22 protein-coding genes are annotated in these 23,523 nt (G+C 71.6%); 3 read left to right on the top strand and 19 right to left on the bottom strand.

Going from position 1 to position 23,523, the window contains the following annotated elements:
* Nucleotides 1–59 precede the first annotated feature (59 nt).
* The 9 genes from KE274_RS02405 to KE274_RS02365 form a co-directional block, all read right to left on the bottom strand.
* Nucleotides 60–434: a cupin domain-containing protein gene (locus KE274_RS02405; protein WP_211540937.1), complete on the bottom strand. Its 375-nt coding sequence runs from the start codon at nucleotides 432–434 to the stop codon at nucleotides 60–62.
* Nucleotides 431–1,321 carry a 3-hydroxy-5-phosphonooxypentane-2,4-dione thiolase gene (gene lsrF / locus KE274_RS02400; RefSeq protein ID WP_211540935.1) on the bottom strand — a complete coding sequence of 297 codons (891 nt, stop codon included), beginning with the start codon at nucleotides 1,319–1,321 and terminating at the stop codon, nucleotides 431–433. Before lsrF ends, KE274_RS02405 begins: the two co-directional genes overlap by 4 nt.
* Before the next feature lie 41 nt (nucleotides 1,322–1,362).
* Nucleotides 1,363–2,967 carry an FGGY family carbohydrate kinase gene (locus KE274_RS02395; RefSeq protein WP_211540933.1) on the bottom strand — a complete coding sequence of 535 codons (1,605 nt, stop codon included), beginning with the start codon at nucleotides 2,965–2,967 and terminating at the stop codon, nucleotides 1,363–1,365.
* Nucleotides 2,955–3,974 (bottom strand): NAD(P)-dependent oxidoreductase, encoded by a 1,020-nt coding sequence (locus KE274_RS02390; protein WP_211540931.1) that lies wholly within the window; start codon nucleotides 3,972–3,974, stop codon nucleotides 2,955–2,957. Before KE274_RS02390 ends, KE274_RS02395 begins: the two co-directional genes overlap by 13 nt.
* A 40-nt stretch (nucleotides 3,975–4,014) precedes the next feature.
* Nucleotides 4,015–4,830, bottom strand: a complete 816-nt coding sequence (locus tag KE274_RS02385; RefSeq protein WP_211540929.1) for a GntR family transcriptional regulator — start codon at nucleotides 4,828–4,830, stop codon at nucleotides 4,015–4,017.
* Nucleotides 4,831–5,096: 266 nt separating this feature from the next.
* A complete protein-coding gene (locus tag KE274_RS02380; protein WP_307872125.1) occupies nucleotides 5,097–5,468 on the bottom strand; it encodes a type II toxin-antitoxin system PemK/MazF family toxin in 372 nt (123 codons plus the stop codon).
* A complete protein-coding gene (locus KE274_RS02375) occupies nucleotides 5,465–5,686 on the bottom strand; it encodes a ribbon-helix-helix domain-containing protein (RefSeq protein ID WP_211540928.1) in 222 nt (73 codons plus the stop codon). The genes KE274_RS02380 and KE274_RS02375 overlap by 4 nt, the downstream gene beginning before the upstream one ends.
* Before the next feature lie 127 nt (nucleotides 5,687–5,813).
* Nucleotides 5,814–6,977 carry an acyl-CoA dehydrogenase family protein gene (locus KE274_RS02370; RefSeq protein ID WP_211540917.1) on the bottom strand — a complete coding sequence of 388 codons (1,164 nt, stop codon included), beginning with the start codon at nucleotides 6,975–6,977 and terminating at the stop codon, nucleotides 5,814–5,816.
* Nucleotides 6,978–7,128: 151 nt separating this feature from the next.
* Entirely contained in the window at nucleotides 7,129–8,061 is a 933-nt protein-coding gene (locus KE274_RS02365) for a M15 family metallopeptidase (protein ID WP_211540914.1), read from the bottom strand.
* Nucleotides 8,062–8,135: 74 nt separating this feature from the next.
* Here KE274_RS02365 and KE274_RS02360 point away from each other — a divergent pair, with 74 nt between their 5' ends.
* Both KE274_RS02360 and KE274_RS02355 read left to right on the top strand, forming a co-directional pair.
* A complete protein-coding gene (locus tag KE274_RS02360) occupies nucleotides 8,136–9,221 on the top strand; it encodes an Rv2578c family radical SAM protein (protein ID WP_211540911.1) in 1,086 nt (361 codons plus the stop codon).
* 46 nt (nucleotides 9,222–9,267) lie between these two features.
* Nucleotides 9,268–9,807: a YaeQ family protein gene (locus KE274_RS02355; protein ID WP_211540908.1), complete on the top strand. Its 540-nt coding sequence runs from the start codon at nucleotides 9,268–9,270 to the stop codon at nucleotides 9,805–9,807.
* A 76-nt stretch (nucleotides 9,808–9,883) separates the two neighbouring features.
* Here KE274_RS02355 and KE274_RS02350 read toward each other — a convergent pair whose 3' ends face one another.
* On the bottom strand, nucleotides 9,884–12,037 hold the full coding sequence (locus tag KE274_RS02350) for a DEAD/DEAH box helicase (RefSeq protein WP_211540905.1): 2,154 nt from the start codon (nucleotides 12,035–12,037) through the stop codon (nucleotides 9,884–9,886).
* A 261-nt stretch (nucleotides 12,038–12,298) separates the two neighbouring features.
* Between KE274_RS02350 and KE274_RS02345 the strand changes: the two genes are divergently transcribed.
* Nucleotides 12,299–13,195, top strand: a complete 897-nt coding sequence (locus tag KE274_RS02345; protein WP_211540898.1) for an aldose 1-epimerase family protein — start codon at nucleotides 12,299–12,301, stop codon at nucleotides 13,193–13,195.
* 90 nt (nucleotides 13,196–13,285) lie between these two features.
* On the opposite strand, the gene KE274_RS02340 is transcribed toward KE274_RS02345, so the two are convergent.
* The 9 genes from KE274_RS02340 to KE274_RS02300 form a co-directional block, all read right to left on the bottom strand.
* The gene (locus KE274_RS02340) at nucleotides 13,286–16,498 is read right to left on the bottom strand and encodes an efflux RND transporter permease subunit (protein WP_211540895.1); all 3,213 of its coding nucleotides are present in this window, start codon (nucleotides 16,496–16,498) and stop codon (nucleotides 13,286–13,288) included.
* A gap of 16 nt (nucleotides 16,499–16,514) precedes the next feature.
* Nucleotides 16,515–17,102, bottom strand: a complete 588-nt coding sequence (locus KE274_RS02335; protein WP_211540885.1) for a TetR/AcrR family transcriptional regulator — start codon at nucleotides 17,100–17,102, stop codon at nucleotides 16,515–16,517.
* A gap of 106 nt (nucleotides 17,103–17,208) precedes the next feature.
* Complete coding sequence (locus KE274_RS02330) at nucleotides 17,209–18,390, bottom strand: Gfo/Idh/MocA family protein (protein ID WP_211540882.1); 1,182 nt, start codon at nucleotides 18,388–18,390, stop codon at nucleotides 17,209–17,211.
* 40 nt (nucleotides 18,391–18,430) lie between these two features.
* Nucleotides 18,431–19,486, bottom strand: a complete 1,056-nt coding sequence (locus tag KE274_RS02325) for a LacI family DNA-binding transcriptional regulator (RefSeq protein WP_211540879.1) — start codon at nucleotides 19,484–19,486, stop codon at nucleotides 18,431–18,433.
* 3 nt (nucleotides 19,487–19,489) lie between these two features.
* Nucleotides 19,490–20,380: a carbohydrate ABC transporter permease gene (locus KE274_RS02320; protein ID WP_211540876.1), complete on the bottom strand. Its 891-nt coding sequence runs from the start codon at nucleotides 20,378–20,380 to the stop codon at nucleotides 19,490–19,492.
* Entirely contained in the window at nucleotides 20,373–21,335 is a 963-nt protein-coding gene (locus KE274_RS02315) for a carbohydrate ABC transporter permease (RefSeq protein WP_211540873.1), read from the bottom strand. The genes KE274_RS02320 and KE274_RS02315 overlap by 8 nt, the downstream gene beginning before the upstream one ends.
* Before the next feature lie 4 nt (nucleotides 21,336–21,339).
* Nucleotides 21,340–22,602: an ABC transporter substrate-binding protein gene (locus tag KE274_RS02310; protein WP_211540870.1), complete on the bottom strand. Its 1,263-nt coding sequence runs from the start codon at nucleotides 22,600–22,602 to the stop codon at nucleotides 21,340–21,342.
* Between the two features lie 110 nt (nucleotides 22,603–22,712).
* Nucleotides 22,713–23,072, bottom strand: a complete 360-nt coding sequence (locus KE274_RS02305; protein ID WP_211540867.1) for a fluoride efflux transporter FluC — start codon at nucleotides 23,070–23,072, stop codon at nucleotides 22,713–22,715.
* On the bottom strand, nucleotides 23,069–23,443 hold the full coding sequence (locus KE274_RS02300; protein WP_307872124.1) for a CrcB family protein: 375 nt from the start codon (nucleotides 23,441–23,443) through the stop codon (nucleotides 23,069–23,071). Before KE274_RS02300 ends, KE274_RS02305 begins: the two co-directional genes overlap by 4 nt.
* Nucleotides 23,444–23,523 lie beyond the last annotated feature (80 nt).

Below are 23,523 nucleotides of genomic sequence, written 5' to 3'. Positions count from 1 at the left end.
CGATGGTCGTACTCGGGTTCGGGTGAGGGTTCGTGCTCGGGTGGTGCGGTGGTGCGGGTTCAGGACGCCGCGGGGGCGTCCGGTGTCCACGGGCGGTCGACCTTGTCGCCGTCCACCCAGGGGGTCTTCACGAAGACGGCGCGGAAGGTCTCGTCGAACGGGTTGCGCACGAAGTGCTCCTCGTGCGGCTGGGCGCGCAGCACGTCGCCGGTCGCCACGACCCGCCGGGTGTCGCGGTCGAGCCAGATCTCGGCGCGACCCTCGATCACGACGAACGACTCCGTGTGGTGCTCGTGCAGGTGGTTGGCGAACTCGTCGCCCGGTCGCAGCACGACCACGCCGAACGCGGCGTCCTCGCCCTGCGCCAGGTAGCCGGGGCCCCAGTCGCCGAACCGCAGCGCGGCGTCGGCGCTGCGCAGCACGTCGGAGCTCATGCGAGCACCCGCGTCTGGGTGGCCTCGCGGAACAGCTCGTAGGCGTCGGCGGGGTCGAGGTCGTCGTGCACGACCGCGCGCACGGCCCGCATCATGGCCGCGGGGTCGGCGCTCTGGAAGATGTTGCGGCCCATGTCGACACCGGCAGCCCCCGCGCGCACGGCGTTCGAGGCCATCGTGAGGGCGTCCAGCTCGGGCAGCTTCTTGCCCCCGGCCATGATGACCGGCACCGGGCAGCCCGCCACCACGTCCTCGAAGCCCTCCTCGCAGTAGTACGTCTTGACGAGCTGGGCGCCGAGCTCCGCGATGATGCGGGTCGCGAGGCCGAGGTACCGGGCGTCGCGCACGAGCTCCTTGCCCACCGCGGTCACACCGAGCACCGGGATGCCCGCGTCGTAGCCCTGGTCGACGAGCGTGGTGAGGTTGCGGATGCTGCGGCTCTCGTGCTCGCCGCCGACGAACACCTGCACGGCCACGGCGTCGGCGTTGATCCGCACCGCGTCCTGCATGGCCATCGCGGTGTACTCGTCGGACAGGTCCTTCAGGATCGAGGGGCCGCCCGAGGCGCGCAGCACGAGTCCCGCGCGGGTGGCGGGCGGGATGGAGGTGCGCAGCGCCCCGCGGGTGCCCATGAGCGCGTCGGCGTGCGCGGCGAGCGGCGCGATGTTCAGGTCGATGCGCTCCAGGCCCGACGTGGGCCCCTGGAAGTAGCCGTGGTCGAACGCCAGCATGACCGTGCGACCGGTCTCGGGGTCGAGGATGCGGGACAGGCGGTTCTGCATGCCCCAGTCGAGGTTCGCCGCGCCGCGGATGTTCTGCGTGAACCGCACGGCCGGGGTTCCGGCATGGAACTTCTTGGCGGCGGCGTTGCCTTCGAGGTCTGCCATGGTGTGTGTCTCCTTGTGGTGTCGAGGGGTCGTCGTGGTCGTCAGCCGGCGTGACCGGCGGTCGAGAGTCGGGTGGGGGGAGGGTCGAGGGGGCCGCGGGCGGCGCCCGGCGGCGTGAACAGCGGAGGCAGATCGGCGTTCGAGATCGACATCACGTCGCGGTAGACGCGGTGCCAGCGCGCGGTCACGGCGCGGTACCGCTCGTGCTCGTCGGGGTCGACGCGCACGACGCGGTCCGGCTCGCCCATGGGCGGCAGGTGGGCGCCGACACCGCGCGCGGCGAGTCGGGCGGCACCGTACGAGGTCGCCTCCGGTGCGGGCGTGACCCGGGTGTCGAGTCCCGTGACCCCGGCGATCACGCGCGGCCACAGGGCACCGGCGCTGGAGCCACCGGTGAACGTCACGGCCCCCTCCGCCACGGCGCGCCCCGCGGTGAGCGAGGACAGGATCTCCAGGTGGGCGCTCGCGACGATGGCCGCGGACTCCTCGATCGCCCGGATGAACGCGCCGCGCGAGGAGCGTGCCGCGTCGTTGATGTCGAACCCCACGAAGGCCGGGACGGCGTGATGCCACGCGTCGGCCTGCATCACGTTCGCCATGGTCGCCACGACGCCGTTCGCGCCGGCGGGGATCTCAGCGGCCCACTGCTCCATCACGGTGAACGCGGAGGTGCCTGCCGCGCGACCGAGCTCGGCCGCGTCGGGGCACATCGCGTCGCGGAACCACCGCATCGCGAGGCCCGAGAGGAAGCCGATGCCCTCCACCATCCAGGTGCCGGGGTCGACGTGGCACAGCGTGCGCAGGCGACGCTCCGGGTCGATCAGCGGCTCGCCGGTCACGGCCGTGGTCTGCCAGAAGGTTCCGGCGACGATCGTCGGCAGACCCTCGTGCGCCGCGATCCCGTGCAGCGCGAGCTGGGTGTCCGCGCCGCCCGCGACCACGGGCGTTCCGGCGGGAAGGCCGGTGGCCGCCGAGGCCTCCGCGGTCACGGCACCCACCACCTCGCCGCATTCCACCACGGGCGGCAGGATGCGACGGTCGATGCCGACGAGCCCGGCGAGCTCGTCCGACCAGTCCCTGGCGCGGAGGTCGAACAGGGCGGAGCTGGAGCCGCTCGTCGGCTCGGTCACGAACACCCCGGTGAGCTTCGTGGTGACCCAGTCGCTGAGCATCCCGAGGTGGCGGGCGGCGGCGAGCACGTCGGGCTGGTGACGGGCGATCCACCGCAGTCGCGCGGGTGCCGTGATCGACACCCAGTCGCCCGCCGTGCGGTACACCTCGGCGGCGACGCCCTCGGCCACCAGCTCCTCGGCCTCGGCGCGGGCACGACCGTCGGTGTTGGGGCAGGCCCACAGCTCACGGCCGTCGGCGTCGGACAGCACGAAGCCCTCGCGCATGCTCGACGCGGCGACCGCAGCCACCCGGCGCTCCCCCAGCCGCGCGACCACCTCGGACACCGCGCCCGCGATGGCCGTCCAGCCGCCGTCGGTGTCGAACACGGTGCCGCCGGGGTGACCCGGCACCGCCACGTGCGTCCACTCACGGGCGGCCTGCGTCACCAGCCGCCCCTCGATGTCGAACGCGAGGGCGCGCGCGGAACCGGTACCCGCGTCGATCGCGAGGAAGACGTCGGTCAGCGCTCCCATCTCAGCTCCCCTCCCGCGAGGAACGCCGCCACCTCGGAGGCGAGCATGTCGGCGCCGCGGGCCAGGGTCTCGGCGGTGGCTCCGGCGAGGTGCGGCGTGAGGATGAGGTTCGGCTGTGCGACGAGCTCGCGCCACGGGCCGTCCGGCTCGTTCACGTCGAGCGCGACGCCCGCGAGGTGCCCGCTGCGCAGCGCGTCGAGCAGCGCCTGTTCGTCGACGAGCGACTCGCGGGCGGTGTTGATGAGGAACGACCCCTGCGGCATGCGGGCGATCTGCGCCGCGCCGATCAGGTGCCGGTTGTCCGCGGTGGCCCTCGCGTGCACGCTCACCACGTCGCTGCCGGAGAGGAGTGCATCGAGGTCGGACACGATGGTCGCGTCGGTCACGGTCGCCGGGTCGACGTAGGGGTCGTATGCGGAGATGGTGGCCCCGAGCGCCCTGGCCCTGGCAGCGACGAGCCGGGCGACGTTGCCGTAGCCGATCAGCCCGAGGCGCAGGCCCTTCACCTCGCGGCCGAACCACCGTGCGCCCTCGAAGGTCGACTCCGCGAGCGGCCGCCCCTCGGCCACGCGCTCGTCCACGTCGCGCAGCGATGCCGGAACGTTCCGCACGATCGAGATGAGGAAGCCGATCGTGAGGTCGGCCACCGCGTCGGCGTTCTTGCCGGGCGTGGTCGTCACGCGCACGCCGCGCTCGCGGGCCGCGGCGAGGTCGACGTTCACGGGGCCGCCGCGTGCGCAGCCGAGCAGCCGCAGCCCGGGGAGGGCGGCGAGCACCTCGGCGGTGAACGGCGCGGCGTGGAACGCCACGACGTCGTACCCCTCGGCGACCCGCGCGACCTCGGCCGGGTCGCCCTCGAACTCGTGGATCGTCGACGCGTCCCACGTCGGCTCCGCGATCGTCATGGTGGCCGTGTCCACGGGGATCCCCCGCTGCGCGAACGCGCGGGTGAACACCTCGGCGGTCATGTAGCTGTCGCCGATGACGAGGATGCGGTGGTCGGTCATGTGCGGGTCTCCCGGTGGGGTCGGTGGGGCGGATGCGGGGTCAGCGGAGTGCGGCGGGGTAGCGGCCGGATGCGGTCTCGTTCGAGATGCCGCCGGCGTCGAACCCGGTGTCGACGCTCACGCGCAGGCGGTCGGTGCGCACGGAGGCGCGGGAGAAGTCGATGGGCTGACCGCCCTGGTCGTAGGCGACGGCCTCGACCACGACGATCGGGTGGCCAGGCTCCACCTCCAACAGTCCGGCGAGCATGCGGTCGGCGGACACGGCCTCGATCGTGCGGTGCATACGGGCGATGCGCACGCCGGTGACCCGGGTGATCGCGGCGTACAGGCTCGCGCGCGGATCCCGGAGGTCGGGCAGCACCCCGGCGAACCGGGTCGGGAGGTAGTTGATCACGTGCACGGCTGTGCGGGCTCCGACCGCGCGCACGCGCTCCAGCACGAAGCCCATGCCGTCGGCGGAGTCGCGTCCGACGACCGCGGCCGCCCAGGACGGCAGCGGCTCGATGCCCGCGCGGAGGATCTGTGAGCTCAGCGCGCTACGACCGTCCTCGCTGTACTCGCCGAGCAGGCTGGGGGCGGAGGGCAGCGTCCATGCGGACGGGCCCTGCGCGCGTTCGACGAAGGCCCCCTTGCCCTGCTGTCGCGAGATGATCCCGGCGCTCTCGAGCCGCGACAGCGCATCGCGGACCGAGGTGCGGGAGGCCGCGAAGTGGGCGCGCAGCTCGTTCTCGCTGGGCAGGCGGTCGCCGGGAGCCCATGTGCCCTGGGCGATCTCGGCCTCCACGGCGCGCATGATCTGGAACCAGATGGGGGCCGTCGACGTACGGTCGAGCGGCGGCAGGGTGAGCGGGGACATTCCGGCCTCTTCGGTGAGCGGGTGCGGAGACGTCTGTGTCTCCGAGCCGGACGACTCCTGTCCGGACATGTATCGATCATCCCGGAGCACATGTATCCCCTGAAGAGACAAGTCGGAACTTCGTCCTGCTCTTCTGCGCTCATCCGATTACGTGCGTGTGAACAGGGATTTCCTCATCGTTCACACACATTGGAGCTGCGTCATCTGCGGACGCGCGCGCGCACTCGGCCCGCAGCGCCCATACAAGTGCGCCCCGGTGACGCCCGTCAGAGCGCGAGGTGCAGACGCAGCGCTTCGTCGAGGGCGGCCATCAGCTCTGCGGGCACCCAGCCCACCGGTCGTACGATCCGGGCCACCGCGATGGTGCGCACCTGCTCGGCCCGCGCCTTGCTGTCCCGGTCCAGGCCGGTCGCCGCAGCGGGAAGCAGCACCTGGAACGGCCACACGCGATCGGTGGCCGTCGTGAGCGGCACGACCGTGACGGTGGCACCCGCGTGGCGGATCGCCACCGCGTTGGCGGTGTTGTTGCTCACCACGACCGCCGGACGCGTCTTCCGCGCCTCCGAGCCGACCCCCGAGTCGAACGAGGCGAGCACGATCTGTCCACGGCGGAGCAGCGCGATCGCGGTGTCGCTCACGCGGAGGCCAGGCCGTCGTCGACCGCGGAGTCCCACTCCTCGTCGTAGCCCTCGCCATAGGCCTCGGCGTAGGCGTCGGCGAGGCGGCTCTCGCGGAGGAGCCGCACCGCGTCCTGGATCGCCGCCGACCGCGACGGGTAGCGCCCCTCGAGCGTCTGCGCGTCGAGGAACGCCAGGTCGCCGTCTGGCAGGCTCAGGCTGATCTTCGCGGTGCTCACCCGGCCATCCTACTGCGGTGCCACCGCGGGTACCACCGGCGCTGCACCCGGCCGACACGCGGAAACGCACCCCCGGAGAGCTCCAGGGGTGCGTTTCCGATCCCGCGCCCGGCGGCGCGGGCGCGACTCAGCGCTTACCGGCGATCTGCCGTCCGACGATCTCGCGCATGATCTCATTCGTCCCGCCGTAGATGCGGTGCACGCGGGCGTCGAGGAAGGCCCGCGCGATCGGGTACTCGGTGATGTACCCGTAGCCGCCGTGCAGCTGCACCCCGGCATCGAGCACCTCCCACTCGCGCTCGGTGGCCCAGAACTTGACCTTCGCGGCCTCCTCGGCCGAGAGCTTGCCGTCCTTGTAGGCGAGCAGCGCGCGGTCGATGTACGCCCACAGCGCGTCGACCGTGGTGGCCATGTCGGCGATCTGGAAGCGGCTGTTCTGGAAGTCGATGATCCGTTCGCCGAACGCTTCGCGGTCGCGCGTGTAGGCGACCGTCCAGTCGAGCGCGGCCTGGGCGGCGGCGGCTCCGGCGACACCGATCGACAGGCGCTCGAGCGGGAGGTTCATCATCAGCTGGATGAAGCCCTTGCCCTCGACGCCGCCGATCAGGTTCTCCTCCGGCACGAACACGTCGCTGAACGAGAGCTCGGCGGTGTCGTGGCCGTGGAAGCCCATCTTGCTGAGCTTCTTGCCGTGCTCGAAGCCCTCCATGCCGTCTTCGATCAGCACGAGGCTGAACGCGTCGGGCCGGTTGCCCTCGCCGGTCTTGACGAACGTGACGACCAGGTCGGCCGTGGCGCCCGAGGAGATGAACGTCTTCGCCCCGTTGACGAGGTAGCCGCCGTCGACCTTCTTGGCGGTGGTCTTGATGCCGCGCAGGTCGGATCCGGCGCCGGGCTCGGTCATCGCGAGAGCGCCGATCACCTCGCCGGTGGCCATGCGCGGCAGCCACTTCTCCTTCTGCTCCTGCGTGCCCATGTGCACGAGGTACGGCACGGCCAGATCGTCCTGGATGCCGAAGGCCCCGGCGAGCGAGCCGGCCCCGGCGGCGATGACCTCTTCGTTGACGATCGCGCGGAAGCGGTAGTCCTGCAGCATGCCCGCACCGCCGAACTCCTCGGGCACGGAGAGACCGATGATCCCGGCCTCACCGGCGGCACGCATCGTGGCGCGGTCGACCTCGCCGTCGGCGTCCCACTTCTCGATCGCCTCACCCGTCACGTGGCGCTTGACGAAATCCTTGACGAGGTCCCGGAAAGCCTCGTGGTCCTCTTCGTAGATGTCGCGTTCCATGCCGTCCTCCCGAACGTGTCGTGCGTCGTTGCTCCGGTGATTCTATGGGCGGGCGCCGACGACGCGAAGGACGTTGTGAGAATGCATCCCACGGATGCTGGCACTCGGTACCGCGGTTGTGGGAAGCCTCAACCGGGGTCGGCCGGCGGGCTCAGTGGCCGTAGTCGGGGGCGGCGGGGAGGCCGAAGAACTCCTCGAGCGTGTGGTAGCCGCCCTCGTGGTAGGCGGCGGCGAGGTCGACGCCGACGTACCGCAGGTGCCACGGTTCGGGCGCGTAGCCGGTCACCGGGGTGCCGACACTCTCGTAGCGCACGACGAACCCGTACTCCCAGGCGTGCTCGGCCACCCAGGCACTCTGGCTCGTCGCACCGAAGCCGTCGAGGCCGCCGCAGCCCGAGGTGCATGCCACCACGTCGAGCGCGAGGCCGGTCTGGTGCTCGCTGTGCCCCGGCCGCGCCGACCCCGCGTCGGCCTCGGCCTGCCCCTGCGCGCGCACGTGCGAGTCGTACGTGGAGACCTGCAGCCCGTAGGAGCGGTAGCCGTTGTTGGCGCCGAGACGACCGACCCCCGCAGCCTGCGCGGCATCGGCCATGGCCCCCACCGCGGCGGCGACATCGGGGCGCACGAGGCCGGAGGGGGTGGTCATCTGCAGCGGCACCGCGTCGAGCGCGGCCGGCTCGTAGTCGGCCGGGTTCAGCGGGAGGCTCTTGTTCACGACCACCCAGATGCGGGCGGGGTCGGTCAGCGAGATGCAGGGGGCGTTGCCGGCGACCACTGCGTCCCGGAACGCCGCACCACCGCCGAAGCCCGCGATCGTGGCCGCATCGTCGCCGTTCGCGATGGCCTGCTGCACGGCAGGCTCGCCGCACGGGTCGGCCGCGGGGGTGGCCGCGACCCGCACCGCCGGCACCTGGGCGACCGCGACGGGCCGCGGCAGCGCATCCGACGCCGACGACGCCGTGACGGGCGTCGCCGCGAGGGAGAAGAGCACCCCGAGCGCGGTGACGGCGAGCCCCACAGGCAGCGCGGGACCGAAGATCGGGGAGCGCCGAGCCGCGTGCTGGGCAAGCGGCGGAACGGTCATTGCCTCATTCTCTCATTCGAAAATCTCTGCGACTTCCGCTTGTGGATTGTTCGTCTTTCTGTTCGAATGGTGCAATGCGGTGGCAGGGGCAGAAGCTGGGCGACGTCGACGAGGCGGCGCTGCCAGGGCTGGAGGCGCGCAGCGGGGTGCTGCGCACCGTGAAGACCCCGGCGTTCGAGGGCATGACCTTCCACGAGGTGCTGTCGAAGTCGGCGCTCAACCACGTGCCCGGCGCCTCGCGCATGCCGTTCGCCTGGACGATCAACCCGTATCGCGGCTGCTCCCACGCCTGCGTCTACTGTTTCGCCCGGGGCACGCACGAGTACCTCGACCTCGACGGCGGCGCCGACTTCGACTCGCAGATCGTGGTGAAGGTCAACGTGGTCGAGGTGCTGGAGCGCGAGCTGCGGCGCGGCAGCTGGAACCACGAGACCGTGGCGCTCGGCACCAACACCGACCCGTACCAGCGTGCGGAGGGCCGCTACGCGCTCATGCCGGGCATCATCCAGGCACTCGCCGCGTCGGGCACGCCGATCTCGATCCTCACCAAGGGCACGCTGATCCGCCGGGACATCCCGCTGCTGGTGAAGGCGGCCGAGCGGGTGCCGGTCGACGTGCAGATGTCGATCGCGATGTACGACGATGCGCTGCAGAAGGCCATCGAGCCCGGAGCCCCGACCACGCAGGCACGACTCGACACCGTGCGCGCCCTGGCCGACGCCGGATTCCCCGTCACGGTGTTCCTGATGCCGATCCTGCCGCACCTCACCGACTCGGTGGAGGCGATCGACACCGCGCTGCGGCGCATCAAGGACTCCGGGGCCCGCACGGTCATCTACGGGGCGCTGCACCTGCGGCCGGGGGTCAAGCCGTGGTTCTTCGAGTGGCTCGAGCGCAACCGCCCCGACCTCGTGTCGTCGTACCGCGGCCTCTACCCTGGCGCCTCGGCCGAAGCTCCCAAGGCCTACCGGCAGTGGCTGGCGCGGCGGGTGCGACCGCTCATCCGCCTGTACGGCCTCGACGCCCGGCACGAAGACGACTACCCCCGCCGCGGCATGCGCCCCGGTCAGGGTCACGTGCAGCCGAACACACCCGGCGGCGCGGTGTCGTTCACGCCGACCGGACCCGCCGCGACCCCCGCGCAGCCGATGCTGTTCTGACCCGGCCGACCGGCGCGGACGGCGGAGCCGCGTAGGCTCGGTGATCATGGCGATCGGTTCCACCCTCCACACGTTCGACGTGCAGCTCGCCGACACCGATCGCGGGGTCTACGACGACTACTCGCTGCGGGTCGCGCGGCACCCTTCCGAGACCGACGCGTACATGCTCACGCGCGTGCTGGCGTACGGGCTCGAGTTCGCGGAGGGCGTCACGTTCGGCGGCAGCGTCTCCGACACCGAGGAGCCCGCGGTGCTCGTGCGCGACCTCACCGGGAAGATCCTGGCGTGGGTGGAGGTCGGCGCCCCCGACGCGGAGCGCCTCCACCACGCGACCCGGCTCGCCGAGCGCACGGTCGTGTACACGCATCGCGACCCGGTGAAGGTCATGGCGCCGTGGGCGGACAAGCGCATCCACCGCGCCGAGGACGTGCGCGTGTTCAGCTTCGACCCCGGTTTCATCGACACCGCCACGCCGCACCTGGAGCGTCGCAACACCCTCACCCTGACGGTGACCGAGCGCGTGCTCTACCTCGACCTCAACGGCACGAGCCTGACGACCGCGGTGCACGAGCACGAGCTCGGCTGAGCGCCCGCAGCCCGCGCGACACACGGAAGGGCCCCGAAGACAGTCGTCTCCGGGGCCCTTCCGATCCCGCCCGGGCTCAGGCGGTGAGCTCCGCGGCCGAGGGCAGACGTCCGGCGATCTCCTCGATCACGTCGTCGTCGAGCCGGGCCTGCTCGAACGGCGCCTCGATCTCGGCGCGGTCCAGCAGCTCGGTCATGCGGCGCTGGCGCTGACGCGTGATGAGCGTGACGACGCGGCCGGAGCGACCGGCGCGACCCGTGCGACCCGAACGGTGCAGATACGTCTTGTACTCGTCCGGGGCGTCGGCCTGCACGACCAGGTCGATGTCGTCGACGTGGATGCCGCGCGCCGCGACGTCGGTCGCCACGAGCACGTTCACGCGACCCGAGGTGAGCTTCTCCAGGTTGCGCGTGCGCTTGGCCTGGTTCAGGTCGCCGTGCAGCGACACCGCGGGGATGCCCGCGTCGTCGAACTGCTCCGCGAGCATCTCGGCGTAGGCGCGGGTGCGGGCGAACACGAGCGTCTTCCCCTCGCGGTCGACGAGCGACGTGAGGATGTCCGCCTTGTCGCGGTGCTCGATCACGAGCACCCGGTGCTCGATCGTGCTCGACTCCTGGTCTTCTCCGGCCACCTCGAACACGGCCGGCTCCACCAGGAACTCGTCGACGAGCGCGGCGACCTCCCGGTCGAGCGTCGCGGAGAACAGCAGCTTCTGGCTGCCGTCGGCGGTGCGGCGGAGAATGCGCTGCACCGGCTCGACGAACCCGAGCTCGCACATGTGGTCGGCCTCGTCGAGCACCGCGATGCGGCAGTCGGACAGATCGAGCTTGCCCTGGTTCATCAGGTCTTCGACGCGTCCGGGCGTGCCGATCACGATGTCGACGCCCTTCTTGAGCGCGCCCACCTGACGGCCCTGCGGCACGCCGCCGTAGATCTGCGTGGTGAACAGTCCCACGCTGCGGGCGATCGGCTGGATGGTGCGGTCGATCTGCAACGCCAGCTCGCGTGTCGGCGCGAGGATGATGGCGCGCGGGGCACGGCCGAACTCGCGGCGCTTGCCGGCCTGCGACTGCAGCACGCGCTCGACGAGCGGCGCGCCGAAGGCGATGGTCTTGCCCGAGCCGGTGCGGCCGCGGGCGAGCACGTCGCGCCCCTCGAGCACGGCGGGGATGCTGGCGGCCTGGATCGGGAACGGCGTCTGGGCGCCGAGGTTGTTCAACGTCTCGGTGATGTTGGACCCCAGGCCGAGGTCGGCGAAGGTGACACCCTCGACCTCGACGGCCTGCACGGCCTGCGCCTCCAAGCGCTCGTGCACCACGTCGTCGCCCGGCGTGAACGCGTCCTTGGGCTTGGCGTTCCAGTCGCTGCGCGTGGGGCGCTCCTCGCGACGCGGACGCTCGGTGCGGTAGGCGCCACCGGTCGACGCGCGGGGGCGCTCCCGCTCGCCGTCGAACGAGCGCTGCGTGCGGTCGCGGTCGAAGGCGCGGCGGGCACGGTCGGCGTCGTACGAGCGCTCGGGACGCGAGGTGCCGCGGTCGTTCACGCGGCCGCGGTCGTCGCGGTCGTCGCGGCGCGGCCGGTCGTCGCGGAAGCCCTGGCGCTGCTGTCCGCCGCGGTCGTCACGGCGGTCGTCGAAGCGCCCGGCCCCGCGGTCGTCGCGGCGCGGCCGGTCGTCGCGGTCGAACCGCGGACGCTCGGTGCGGCGGTCGTCGAACCGCGGCCGTCCGCCGTCACGGTGGTCGTTGTCGCGGAAGCCCTGGCGCTGCTGTGCCCCGCGGTCGTTGCGGCGGTCGTCGAACCGCCCGGCCCCGCGGTCGTCACGGCGCGGACGGTCGTCGCGGTAGGTGCCGGGACCGGTGGGGCGCTGTGCGCCGCGGTCGTCGCGGTGGTGCGGGGCCTCACGGCGTCCCGACTCGGCGCGGTTGCGGATGCCGCGGGCTTCGTCGCGACCCGCGCGCTCCTGCGAGGTCCAGCGGCGCTTGGGAGCACCGGACTCGGCCTCCTCCGGGCGGTAGCCGCGGTGGCCGGGGCTGCGGCTGCCCGGGCGGCGGTCGTAGCCCGCGGTCGAGCGGCGGTCGCCCGCGTCGGCCCGGGTGCTGCGCTCGTCGCGAGCGCCGTCGCGGGCGGGGGCGGTGCGGTGACGCTCGTGGAACGAGGTCTTCTTGGCGCCGTAGCGCGGCTCGAAGTTCGCGGCGGCGCGACCGCCGCGGGGCTTCTTGTTCTTGGGCATTCGGGGTGTCCTTCTGCGTTCTCGCACGAGAACAGCGCTGCGCGCACGCGCGAGCACTCCGACGGATGCGGAGTCCGGACGATCTGCGGCCGGGGCCATTCCTGTGATGGTTGATTCACGTCGATCGACGTTCACCATCGGCCCCTGGACTCACACTTCACACACTGAAAAACGTCCGCGCCCTGCGCGGGTGTCCGAAGCCGACCATGCCAGTGTACCGGCGGACCCTGGGAGCGACCCGCACCCCACTACGATGACGGGGTGACCCCCGCCTCCCCCACCGGCCTCCAGGTGCAGCTCGCCCTCGGCGAGGTGACCGCCCAGATCGCCCAGGTCGGCGCGTCTCTGCGCTCGCTGCGCATCGGCGACGTCGACCTCGTGCCCCCGTACCCCCTCGACCTTCCGACGCCCTCGTGCTCCGGCGTGGTGCTGGTGCCCTGGCCCAACCGCGTGCGCGACGGCCGCTGGGACGACCAGGGCACGGTGCGGCAGCTCACGGTGTCCGAGCCGAAGACGGGCAACGCCAGCCACGGACTCCTGCGCTTCGCGCCCTACGAGGTGGAGCAGACCGAGGCCGCCGCCACGCTGCGCGCCACGGTGTTCCCGCAGACGGGCTACCCGTACCTGCTCGAGACCTCGGTGGCCTACGTGCTCACGGCCGACGGGATCGAGGTCACGCACACGATCACGAACTGGTCGGAAGCGGCCGCGCCGGTGGCCGTCGGCACGCACCCGTTCGTCACGATCGGCGACGTCGACCCGCACGAGCTGGTGCTGCGGGTTCCCGCGCAGACCGCGTTCGAGACCGACGAGCGTCTGCTCCCGGTGGGCACCCGCCCCGCGGATCCGGCGCTGCGTGCGGGGCTGCGCCTCGGCGACGCGACGCTCGACACCGGCTTCACCGACCTCGACCGCGACGCCGACGGCCGGGTGCGGCACACCCTCACCGCGCCGGACGGCCGCACGGTCACGCTGTGGCAGGGCGAGGGCTTCGACGTCGCCCAGGTGTACACGGCCAGGAACTATCCGGGCACGCCGCTCGCGGTCGCGATCGAGCCGATGACCGCCCCGGCGGACGCCTTCAACAGCGGCCGCGGCCTGCGCCGGCTGGCCCAGGGCGAGACGTGGACGCTGGAGTGGGGCATCACGTTCGGCTGACCCGCCGGCCGCCTCCGATCCGCAGAACGGCCCCTGACCGACGCACCCGCGTCGGTCAGGGGCCGCTCTCGCGCCGAGGCCGCTCCCGCGTCAGGTGCCCGACTGTCCGCGCAGCTCTCGTCGGCTGACGGGTGAGCCGTCCGCGTGCACCGTGGCCCCCGCGGCGACGGGCTCCGCGGCGGCCGTTCCGGTGGGCGCGTCCGGCCGCTCCGGGGCGCCGGTGCCCGGGCCGTCATCGCCCGTCCCGCCGTCGCCCTTGCGGGCCCGGCGCCGCTCCTTCGCCCCTTCGACGAGGTTGTACAGCGTCGGCAGCACGATCAGCGTGAGCACGGTCGAGGAGATGAGCCCGCCGATCACCACGATCGCGAGCGGCTGCGAGATGAACCCGCCGTGCCCGGTGATGCCGAGCGCCATCGGGGTGAGCGCGAGGATCGTCGCGAGCGCGGTCATCAGGATCGGGCGCAGACGCTTCTCGCCGCCCGCCATCACCGCGTCGGCCGTGGACAGCCCCTTCTCGCGGTACTGGTTGACGAGGTCGACCAGCACGATCGCGTTCGTCACCACGATGCCGATCAGCATCAGCACACCGATCAGCGAGGCCACCCCCAGCGGCACGCCCGTCACGATCTGCAGCAGGATGGCGCCGGTCGCCGCGAACGGCACCGAGACCAGCAGCAGCAGCGGCTGACGCAGCGACTTGAACGTCGCCACCATCACCACGTACACGATCAGGATGGCCGCGAGCATCGCGAGGCCCAGCTGCGAGAACGAGTCGGCCTGCTGCGAGGCGACGCCGCCGACCTCGGCCGAGGCACCGTCGGGCAGGTCGGCCGCGGCGATCGCGGCGCTCACCGACTGCGTGGCCACGGCGAGGTTGTCCGAGGCGGGCGGCACCGTGATGGTGGCCGTGCGGCGGCCCTGCTCGGTCGTGATCGAGGTGGGGCCGTTGCGCTGCTCGACCGTCGCGATGTCCTGCAGCGGCACGATGCCCGCGGCGGTCGGGATCGCCAGCTGCTGCAGCGCCTCGACGGTCGTCGGGGGCTCCGGGTTCACGAGGTACACGGTCAGGGCGGTGTCGTCGATCTCGACCGAACCGATCTGCTGCGGGCGCATCGTGTTCGACACGATCGAGCCCACCGCGACCTCCGACAGCCCGACCTGCGCCGCGGCCTCCCGGTTCACCACGACCGCGATGTAGGGCAGCGCCTCGGCGAGGTTGTCGGTCACCTGGCCGACGCCGTCGCGGCCGTCGAGCTCCTTCACCAGGGTCGAGGTGGCGGTGGCGAGGTCCTCGCCGTTCGACGCGCTGACCGTGATCTCGATGTCGCTGGAGCCGAAGCCGGCCGAGGCGGCCACGCTGACCTCGCCCACGTCGTCGCCGAGGCCGTCGATCGCGTCCTGCACCTCGGCGCGCAGCTTCTCCTGGTCGGCGTCGCCGTCGGTGAGCACCGAGTAGGTGATGCCGGCGCCGCCGGAGAACGCATCGCGCAGGGCGGAGCCGCTCGACCCGATCGAGGCCTGCACGTGCTGGATGCCGTCGATGCCGAGCAGCGCCTCCTCCACGGGCTCCGCCGCGTCGGACTTCGCCTGCAGGCTCGCGGTAGGCCCGAGGTCCTGCGTCACGGTCATGGTGTTCTGACCGGAGTCGCTGAGGAAGTTGACCTTCATGAGCGGGGCGGCGGCCAGCGTCGCGCCGAGCACCACCACCGCGAGCACCACCGTGAGGCCCGAGTGCTTGAGCGTCCAGCCGAGGATCGGCCGGTAGCCGCGCTGCAGCGCGGTGGGCGGGGCGTCCGGGTCCTCCGGGTCGATCGCGTTGCCGCGCTCGTCGAGCAGCGGCTTGCCCGGCTTGAGGAACCAGTACGCCAGGACGGGCACGATCGTGAGCGCGACCAGCAGCGACGCGACCATCGCGATCGTCACGGTCATCGCGAACGGCCGGAACAGCTCGCCCACCATGTCGCCCACGAACACGATGGGCAGGAACACCGCGACGGTCGTGATGGTGGAGGCCGTGATCGCCGCGGCGACCTCGCGCACCGCGAGCCGGATCGCGTCGCCCTTGTCGGCGTCGCCCACGTAGTGCCGTTTGATGTTCTCGATGACCACGATCGAGTCGTCCACGACGCGGCCGATCGCGATCGTGAGCGCGCCGAGCGTCAGCACGTTGAGCGAGTAGCCGAAGGCCTGCAGCCCGATGAACGTGATGAGCACCGACGTGGGGATCGAGATCGCGGTCACGAGCGTCGAGCGCACCGACAGCAGGAACACCAGGATCACCAGCACCGCCATCACGAGGCCGAGGAGACCCTCCGTGGCGAGCGTGTCGATCGACTGCACGATGAACGGGGCCTGGTCGAACACGACCGTGAACTCGGCGTCGGGCAGTGCGTCGCCGATCTCGTCGAGCGCCGCGATCACCCCCTGCGACACCTCGACGGTGTTGGCCGCGGGGAGCTTGGTGATCGAGATCGACAGGGCGTCCTTGCCGTCCACGCGCGAGATCGAGGTGACGGGGTCGGAGACCTGCGCGACCGTCGCGACATCGCCGATCGTGAGGGAGGTGCCGACGAGCGGGAGCGCGGCGATCTCATCGACCGAGGTGATCTTGGCGCCGGTCTGCACGGTCAGGGTCTCCCCGTTCTCCGTGATGTCACCGCCCGGGAACAGCGTGCCGTTCTGCTGCAGCGCCGAGCTGATCGCCTGCGTGCTCTGCCCCTCGGCCGCCAGGCGTGCCACGTCGGGGGTGATGGTGATGCGCTGGCCGACGCCGCCGACGATCTCGGCCGCGTTGACGCCGTCCACGTCCTCCAGGTCGGGGATGGCGACGCTCTCCAGCTGCGCCTGCGCGTTGTCGGCGTCGTCGAACCCGGTCACGGCCACCTGGATCACCGGGAAGTCGTCGATCGACACCGACAGCACCTGCGGCGTGACGTCCTCGGGCAGCTGCGAGGAGATGCGGTTGATCGCCTGCTGGATCTTCTGCTCCGCGGTCGCGAGGTTCGTGCCGTAGGAGAACATCGCCTGCACGATGGAGGCGTTGGTGGTGCTGGTCGCGGTGGTTGACTCCAGATCGGGCACGCCCTGGATCGCCGACTCGATCGGGGTGGACACGTCGTTCTCGACCACCTCGGGCGAGGCGCCGGGGTACGTGGTCATGACCACGAGCGCCGGCAGCTCGAGTGACGGGATCAGCTCCTGCTTGAGGTTGGTGAGGGCGAGCCCGCCGAACACGGCCGCGACGATGGTCACGAGCGCGATGAGCGCGCGGTTCTTCAGGCTGAGGATGGCGAGTTTCGACAAGGCGTGGTCCTCGGTGTCAGGGGGTGGCTGTCGCTGCGGAAGGGGTGGAGAGAGGGTCTCCGAGGATCCGCGCCAGTGCGGTCTCGATGAAGGACTGATCGAGGCGGTCGTCGCGGATGTGCGTGCTCCACATGACACCGTCGATGAAGATCATCGCCGCTTTGGCACGGTCGGCGCCATAGGTCGGCTCGAGCAGGTCGACCAGGCGGTCGGACAGGTGCCTGGCGAGTTCGCGCAGGCGGGGGTCGTGCACGGCGGCGGTGACCACGGCGCGGTCGGCCCGCACGGCGTGCCCGTCCTCCGCGCTCCGGCACACGAGGGCCGCGATCACGTCTGGCCCCGCCCCCTGCTCGGCGAGGGTCTGCCGCACGCCGTCGAGCCGGGCCTCGATCTCGTCGGCGAGCGCACGGAAGGCGGCGCCGCGGAGGTCGTCGAGCGTGGCGAAGTACTGCGTGGTGGCCCCGAGCGGCACCCCGGCGCGGGCGGCGACCATGCGGTGGGTGATGGCCTCGGCCCCGACCTCGACGATCAGTTCGGCCGCGGCGGTCACGATCTCACGGCGGCGCGCTTCGGGGTCGCGACGCCGACGCGCGCTCTCCGCCATCCCGCACCTCCGAACACCTGTACATGTACGTTTGTACATTCGCCTCGGTGTGAAGACGCTGAGAGCCGCGACGCCCCCCGCGGAGCCGCCCGCGGAGGCGGCGGACTCAGGCGGCCGCGGTCTCGACCTGCCCGCGCTCGAAGTAGGCCACGAGCCCCGGGTCGAGCGGCGGAACGCTCACCGCGGAGCCGTCCCCGCGCAGCGACGCGGTCGCGAGGATCCCCGCGGCCACGGCCTCCCGCGCCGCCACGGGCGAGGTCGCGGTGAGCCCGCCGTGCCGCACGAACCGCAGGAACTCGGCGACCAGGAGCGCGTCGGCCCCGTCGTGTCCCGCGTCCGGCACCTCCGGCACGATGAAGGTCTCGTCGGCCTCGGCAGCCCCCGCATGACGTCGGTTCCACAGCCGCACCTCGCTGCCGGCCACGTCGCCGACGTTCTCGATGCGCCCCTCGGTGCCGATCACCGTGTAGTTGCGCCAGTAGTCCGGCGTGAAGTGGCACTGCTGGTACGACGCGAAGATCCCGCCCTCCAGCTGCAGGTTCACCATCGAGATGTCCTCGACGTCGATCACGGGGTGCAGGCCGGTCAGCGCCGTCGGCGGCCAGTTGTCCATGCTGAACCAGTCCGGCATGCGCTCCCCCGAACGATCGCGCCGGTCGGTGATGTCGCCGTACACGCTCAGTCCGCCCATCGCCGCCACCCGCTCCGTGTAGGCGCCCGCGAGCCAGTGGATGATGTCGAGGTCGTGCGCGCCCTTCTGCAGCAGCAGCCCGGTGGTGCGGCTGCGGTCGGCGTGCCAGTCCTTGAAATAGAAGTCGCCGCCGTGACCGACGAAGTGCCGCACCCACACGGCCTTCACCTGCCCGATGCGCCCGGCCTGGATGAGCCCGCGCATGAGGGTGATCACGGGCATGTGCCGCATGTTGTGCCCGATGTACAGCCGGGTGCCGGTGCGCCGCGCGGTCTCCAGCATCCGGTCGGCGTCGGCGAGGTCGATCGCCAGGGGCTTCTCGCAGAACACGGGCACGCCGGCCTCGAGCGCCCGGATGGTCAGCGCGGCGTGCGTGTCGTCCGGCGTGAGCACCATGACCGCATCGACCCCCGAGGCGAGCAGCTCGTCGAGGGAGTCGGTGACGAGCGCGTCCGGCACGAGTGCCCTCGCGTCGTCGCGGGCGCGGGGCGAGAGGTCGCACACGGCCGTGATGCGCGAGCCGTGCCCGGGGCGGTGCACCTCCTCGTGGAGGGTGGAGCGCGCGCCGAAGCCGATGATGCCGATGTGGAGGTCCAACAGAAGTCCTTCGTGAAAGTCGATGCAGGGAGGGCGCGGCTCAGCGGTCGCGCGGGGCGGGGGCGTCGAGGTCGGTGGAGCCGCCGGGGACGAGCGACCACGGGAACTCGTGCAGGGTTCCCGGCGACGGGTCGCTCTCGAGAGCGCGGTCGACGATGATGCGCGCCTGCCGCTCGTAGAAGTCGGTGGGGCCGACCGTCGTCAGCGTGGGCGCGACGAGCCGGGCATCCGGGGTGTTGCCGACGCCGATCACCGCCACGTCGTGCGGCACCCGGAGGCCGAGCATGTGCGCGGCGTTGATCGCGGCGATCGCGGCGAAGTCGGTCGTGGCGTACACGGCGTCCGGCCGGTCCTCCCGCGACAGCAGCTCGATCGCGGCCGTGAACGCGCTGGCCTGGGTGTCCGCATAGGTCACGGTCCACGCCGGGTCCGGCTCGATGCCCGCGGCCGCGAGCTTCTGCAGGTAGGGCGTGTACCGGGTGACCTGCCGCCCGGCGAGGCGCACCGCCCCCTCGGCGGCGATGCACCCGATCGCGGTGTGCCGTTCCAACAAGTGGTCCATCGCGAGCTCGCACCCGGGGATCGCGTCGGAGCGGATCACATCGAACCCGTCCGGCTCCAGGTGCTCGGAGAACACCACGAGCCGCTGCCCGCGCTTGACCAGATCGCCCAGCCGCCGCGCGTCCTCCTCGTCCAGTCCGACGCCGTCGAGGTAGGCCACGTCGCTCTCCACCCGGTCGAGCGCCGCGTGCCAGTCGCCGTCCGCGAGGATCAACGTGGTGAGGCCGTGCCTGTTGGCTTCCGCGTTGACGGCGTCCGCCACCGCGAGCGACCACGGGTCGCTCAGCATGTGCAGGGAGAGCTGCACCATGCCGCTGCGGCCGGTGCGGATCGCGCGGGCGGCCGTGTTCGGGCGGTAGTTGAGTTCCTCCGCGGCGGCCATCACCCTGGCCGCGGTGGCTTCCGCGACCCCGGCGCCGCTCGCCCCGGCGCGGCCGGAGAACACGTACGACACGGTCGCCGTCGACACTCCGGCCCGTTCGGCCACCATCCGCAGGGTGGGGCGGCGGGCGGGGGCGTGCTCACGCTGTGCCATCGGTCAGCCCTTCGTCCCGCTGAACGCGATGCCCTGGATGAACTGCCGCTGCAGGATCATGAACGTCACGAGCATCGGCAGGGTCGCCAGCAGCGCGCCGGCCATCAGCACCGGGTAGTCGGTGCCGTGGATGCCGACGAGCTGCGAGAGCCCCACCGACAACGGCATCTTCGCGGGGTCGGTGGTCACGATGAGCGGCCACAGCAGATCGTTCCAGGACCACAGCACGGTGAACACCACAAGTGCGATGATGCCAGGCTTCGCGAGCGGAACCATGATCCGCCAGAAGGTCTGCCACGGATTCGCGCCGTCGATGCGGGCCGCTTCCTCCAGCTCGGCCGGCATCGACAGGAAGAACTGCCGCATCAGGAAGGTCCCGAAGGCGCTGAAGATGCCGGGCACGATGAGCGCCTGGAGCGTGTTGAGCCAGCCCAGCGACTGGATGATCTCGTACTGCGGCAGCAGGTACAGCTGCGACGGCACCATCAGCACCGACAGGAACACCACGAACAGGACGTTGCGCCCGGGGAACGGGATGCGCGCGAAGGCGTAGCCCGCCATGGTGCACAGGACGACCTGACCGACCGTGCGGCCGACCGTGAGGAGCACCGAGTTGAGGAACATCTGCCCGAACGGCATCGAGTCGAACACCTCGGCGAAGTTCGTGAACACCCACTCGCGCGGCAGGAACGACGGGGGCACCTGCACCGAGTCGGACAGCGTCTTGAACGATGTCAGCAGCTGCCACACGAACGGGAACACCATCAGCACGGCGCCGACGAGGAGCACGGCGTGCACCGCCCACAGTCCGCGGTTCCTCGGCTTCCCGGCGGCGCGGGAGCGGGCGGACGGGGCGCCGACGACGGCGCGGGTGTCGAGCGAGACGTCACTCATAGTGCACCCACTTCTTCTGGAGCCGGAACTGCACGATCGTCAGCACCAGGATGATGAGCAGCAGCAGGAAGGCGACGGCGGCCGCGTAGCCGCGGTCGTTGTCGAGGAAGCCCGCTTCGTAGAACAGGTACACCACGGTGCGGGTGTTCGGCATCGCCGGGTTGCTGCGACCGAGCATCATGTACACGAGGTCGAACACCTGGAGCGCGCCGATCACGCTGATCACGCTGACGAAGAAGATCGACGGGGACAGCAGCGGGATCGTGATCGAGAAGAACTTCCGCACGGGGCCGGCGCCGTCGAGGTCGGCGGCTTCCATGATCGTGTCGGGGATGCCCTGGAGCCCGGCGAGGAAGATCACGATGTTGGTGCCGAGTCCGGCCCAGATGCCGACCACCGCGATCGCGACCAGGGCGGTGTTCGGGTCGGTCAGCCAGCTGCGCCCCTCGATGCCCACCGTGGAGAGCGCGGCGTTGAGCACGCCGTAGTCGCCGTTGTAGATCATGCGCCACACCAGCGCGATCGCGGCGGGCATGGTCACGACGGGGATGAAGTAGAGCGTGCGGTAGGCACTGCGTCCCTTGAGCCCGGTGGTGTTCAGCAGGGCGGCGATGGCCACCGCGATGGGGATGCCGATCAGTGCGATCACCGTGTAGATGGCGGTGTTGCGCAGCGCGCCGAGCAGCTCGGGGTCCTGGATCAGCCGGGCGTAGTTGGCGAAGCCGATCCACTCGGAGCCGCCGAACGGGCCGGACTTCGTGAACGAGATGATGAGCGTGCGCACGGTCGGCCACAGGTAGAACACGGCGAGGCCGAGCGCGGTGGGGCCGAGGAACACCAGGGCCCACCACGGCGAGGCGCCGGGGGTGCGGCGCCGGCGGCGGACACCGGAGGGGCGGGCCTCCGGTGTCCGCTCGGCCGTCGGCGCGACCGCGCGGGGCGCGATGACGGTCATGCGGTCACTCCTGCTCGGCGTCCAGCGCGGTCTGCATCTGCGCGGCCAGGTCCTTCAGGCCGTCCGCGGGCGACACGGCTCCGGACCACACCTGCGACAGCACCTCGCTCTCGATGCTGGTCCAGGCGGAGGTGTTCTTCGACACGGGGTAGGGCACGGCGGTGTCGAGCGCGTCGATGTACACCTGGAGGTCGTACTGCGGGAGGGCGTCGACCCACGCCTGCTGCGTGCCGTTGAACGCGGGGATCACGGTGCCGGTCTCGGCCTGGATCTTCGCGGCCTGCTCGCCGCTGGCGAAGGCGGCGAAGTCCGTGGCGACGTCGAGGTGCGGGCTCTTGGCGTTGGCGACGTTGCCGACGCCGTGGATCACGCTCTGGTTACCCTCGGGCCCGGCGGGCAGCGGGGCGACGTCGACCGTTCCGCCGATGTCGGCGTTGTCGGCGTAGGCGATGGCCGCCCAGGAGCCGTTCTGGAACATGGCGACCTTGCCGGAGAGGAAGAAGTCCTCGGGGTTGGTGTCGGTCATCTGCTGGGCGGTGGGCGAGGAGCCGTCCGCGATGAGGTCGGTCCACAGCTCGATGCCCTTCAGGGCCTCGGGGGAGCCGTAGCCGCTTTCGGTGCCGTCGGCGGAGATGACCTCGCCCCCGGCCTGCGCGATCGAGTTGTAGTAGTTCTCCTGGCCGTACTGGCTGGCGGCGATGCCGTACTGGCCCTTCGCGGGGTCGGTGAGCTTCGCGGCGGCGGCCGTGAAGTCGTCCCACGTCCACCCGGCGCTCGGGTAGGCCACGCCTGCGGCGTCGAACAGCGCCTTGTTGTACCAGAGGGCGACGGTGTCGAAGTCCTTCGGGGCGCCGTAGAGCGTGCCGTCGTAGGTGTACAGGTCGACGAGACCCTGGGGGTAGTCGGAGGTCTCGACGCCGTCGAGCGGGGCGAGCTGGCCGTTGGAGGCGTAGAGCTGGAAGTTGGGACCGTTCATCCAGAAGACATCGGCGGCGGATCCACCGGTGACGGCGGTCTGGAGCTTGGTGAAGTACTCCTTGTACGGCGTGACCTGGATCTCGATCGTGACGTTCGGGTGCTCTTCGGTGTAGGCGGCGGCGATGTCCTCCATGGCCGGCTTCTGGTTCTCGTCCCAGATGGCGTAGCTGAGGGTGATGTCGCCGTCGGACGACTCTCCGGTGGCGGAGGAGGAGCACGCGGACAGCGCGAGGACGGCGGCCGCCGAGGCGGCGAGCGCACCGAGGGCGCGGTGGGTGGTGCGGGGCATCGAAGTCTCCTTTGACGGGTGCACGAGCGGGTGGCGGGCGATGTTAACCGTTTAGCGTTAAACGATTAGCACGAGGGTAGCCCGACGCACCGCCGCTCCGCAAGGACGAATCAGAGCAGGCTGCCGACGCCCATCCCGAGCACCGCCGCGAGCAGGCCGAGCAGCAGCATGCCGACCGCATCGAACACCGCGGCGGGCCTCGCACCGTCACGCCACAGCGCCACCGCGTCGAGCATCGCCGTGCTGAACGTGGTGTACCCGCCCAGCAGCCCCGCCCCCAGCACGAACGCCTGCTCGGGCAGCGCGGTCGTCACGAGGCCCAACGCGAACGAGCCGCTCAGGTTCACCGCCAGGATGCCCCACGGGAACCGGCGCCCCACCCACCGGGCCACCCCGAGGTCGAGCAGATAGCGCAGCACCGCGCCGACGCCGCCCGCGAGCGCCGCCGCAAGGAACAGCAGCGGACTCACGCGACCGCCCCTCGTCGCGGTCGGCCCAGGCGCAGGCCGAGTGCCGCCGCGCCGAGCCCGAGCATCAGGCTGCCGGCGACGTAGGCGACCGCGAGCAGCGGGGCCGTGCCCCACAGGGCGACCGTGCCCGTCATGAAGGCGCTGTACGTCGTGAAACCGCCGAGCACGCCCGTGCCCAGCAGCAGCCGCAGCTCCGACGAGGCCGCCAGCCGTGCCGCGACCACGCCGATCAGGAACGCGCCGACGACATTGGCCAGCAGCACCGCGAGGGGGAGGCCGCCGGGGTCGGGCAGCGCCAGCCCGAGAGCGAGCCGGGCGGCCGTCCCCGCCGTGCCGCCCAGGGCGACGAGCAGGACGCGGCGGAGGTTCACGTTCGCCACTGTACTGGCCGCATGACAGCGCGACCGCCCGTTGTCAAGCGGCTGGGGTGCGCCGAGCCGCCGTCGTTGAC

This window comes from Microbacterium paraoxydans (genome assembly GCF_018224615.1).
Lineage (GTDB): Bacteria > Actinomycetota > Actinomycetes > Actinomycetales > Microbacteriaceae > Microbacterium > Microbacterium paraoxydans_B.
The sequence above is the reverse complement of the archived record's forward strand: the minus strand, read 5'-3'. Positions and strand labels throughout refer to the sequence as shown.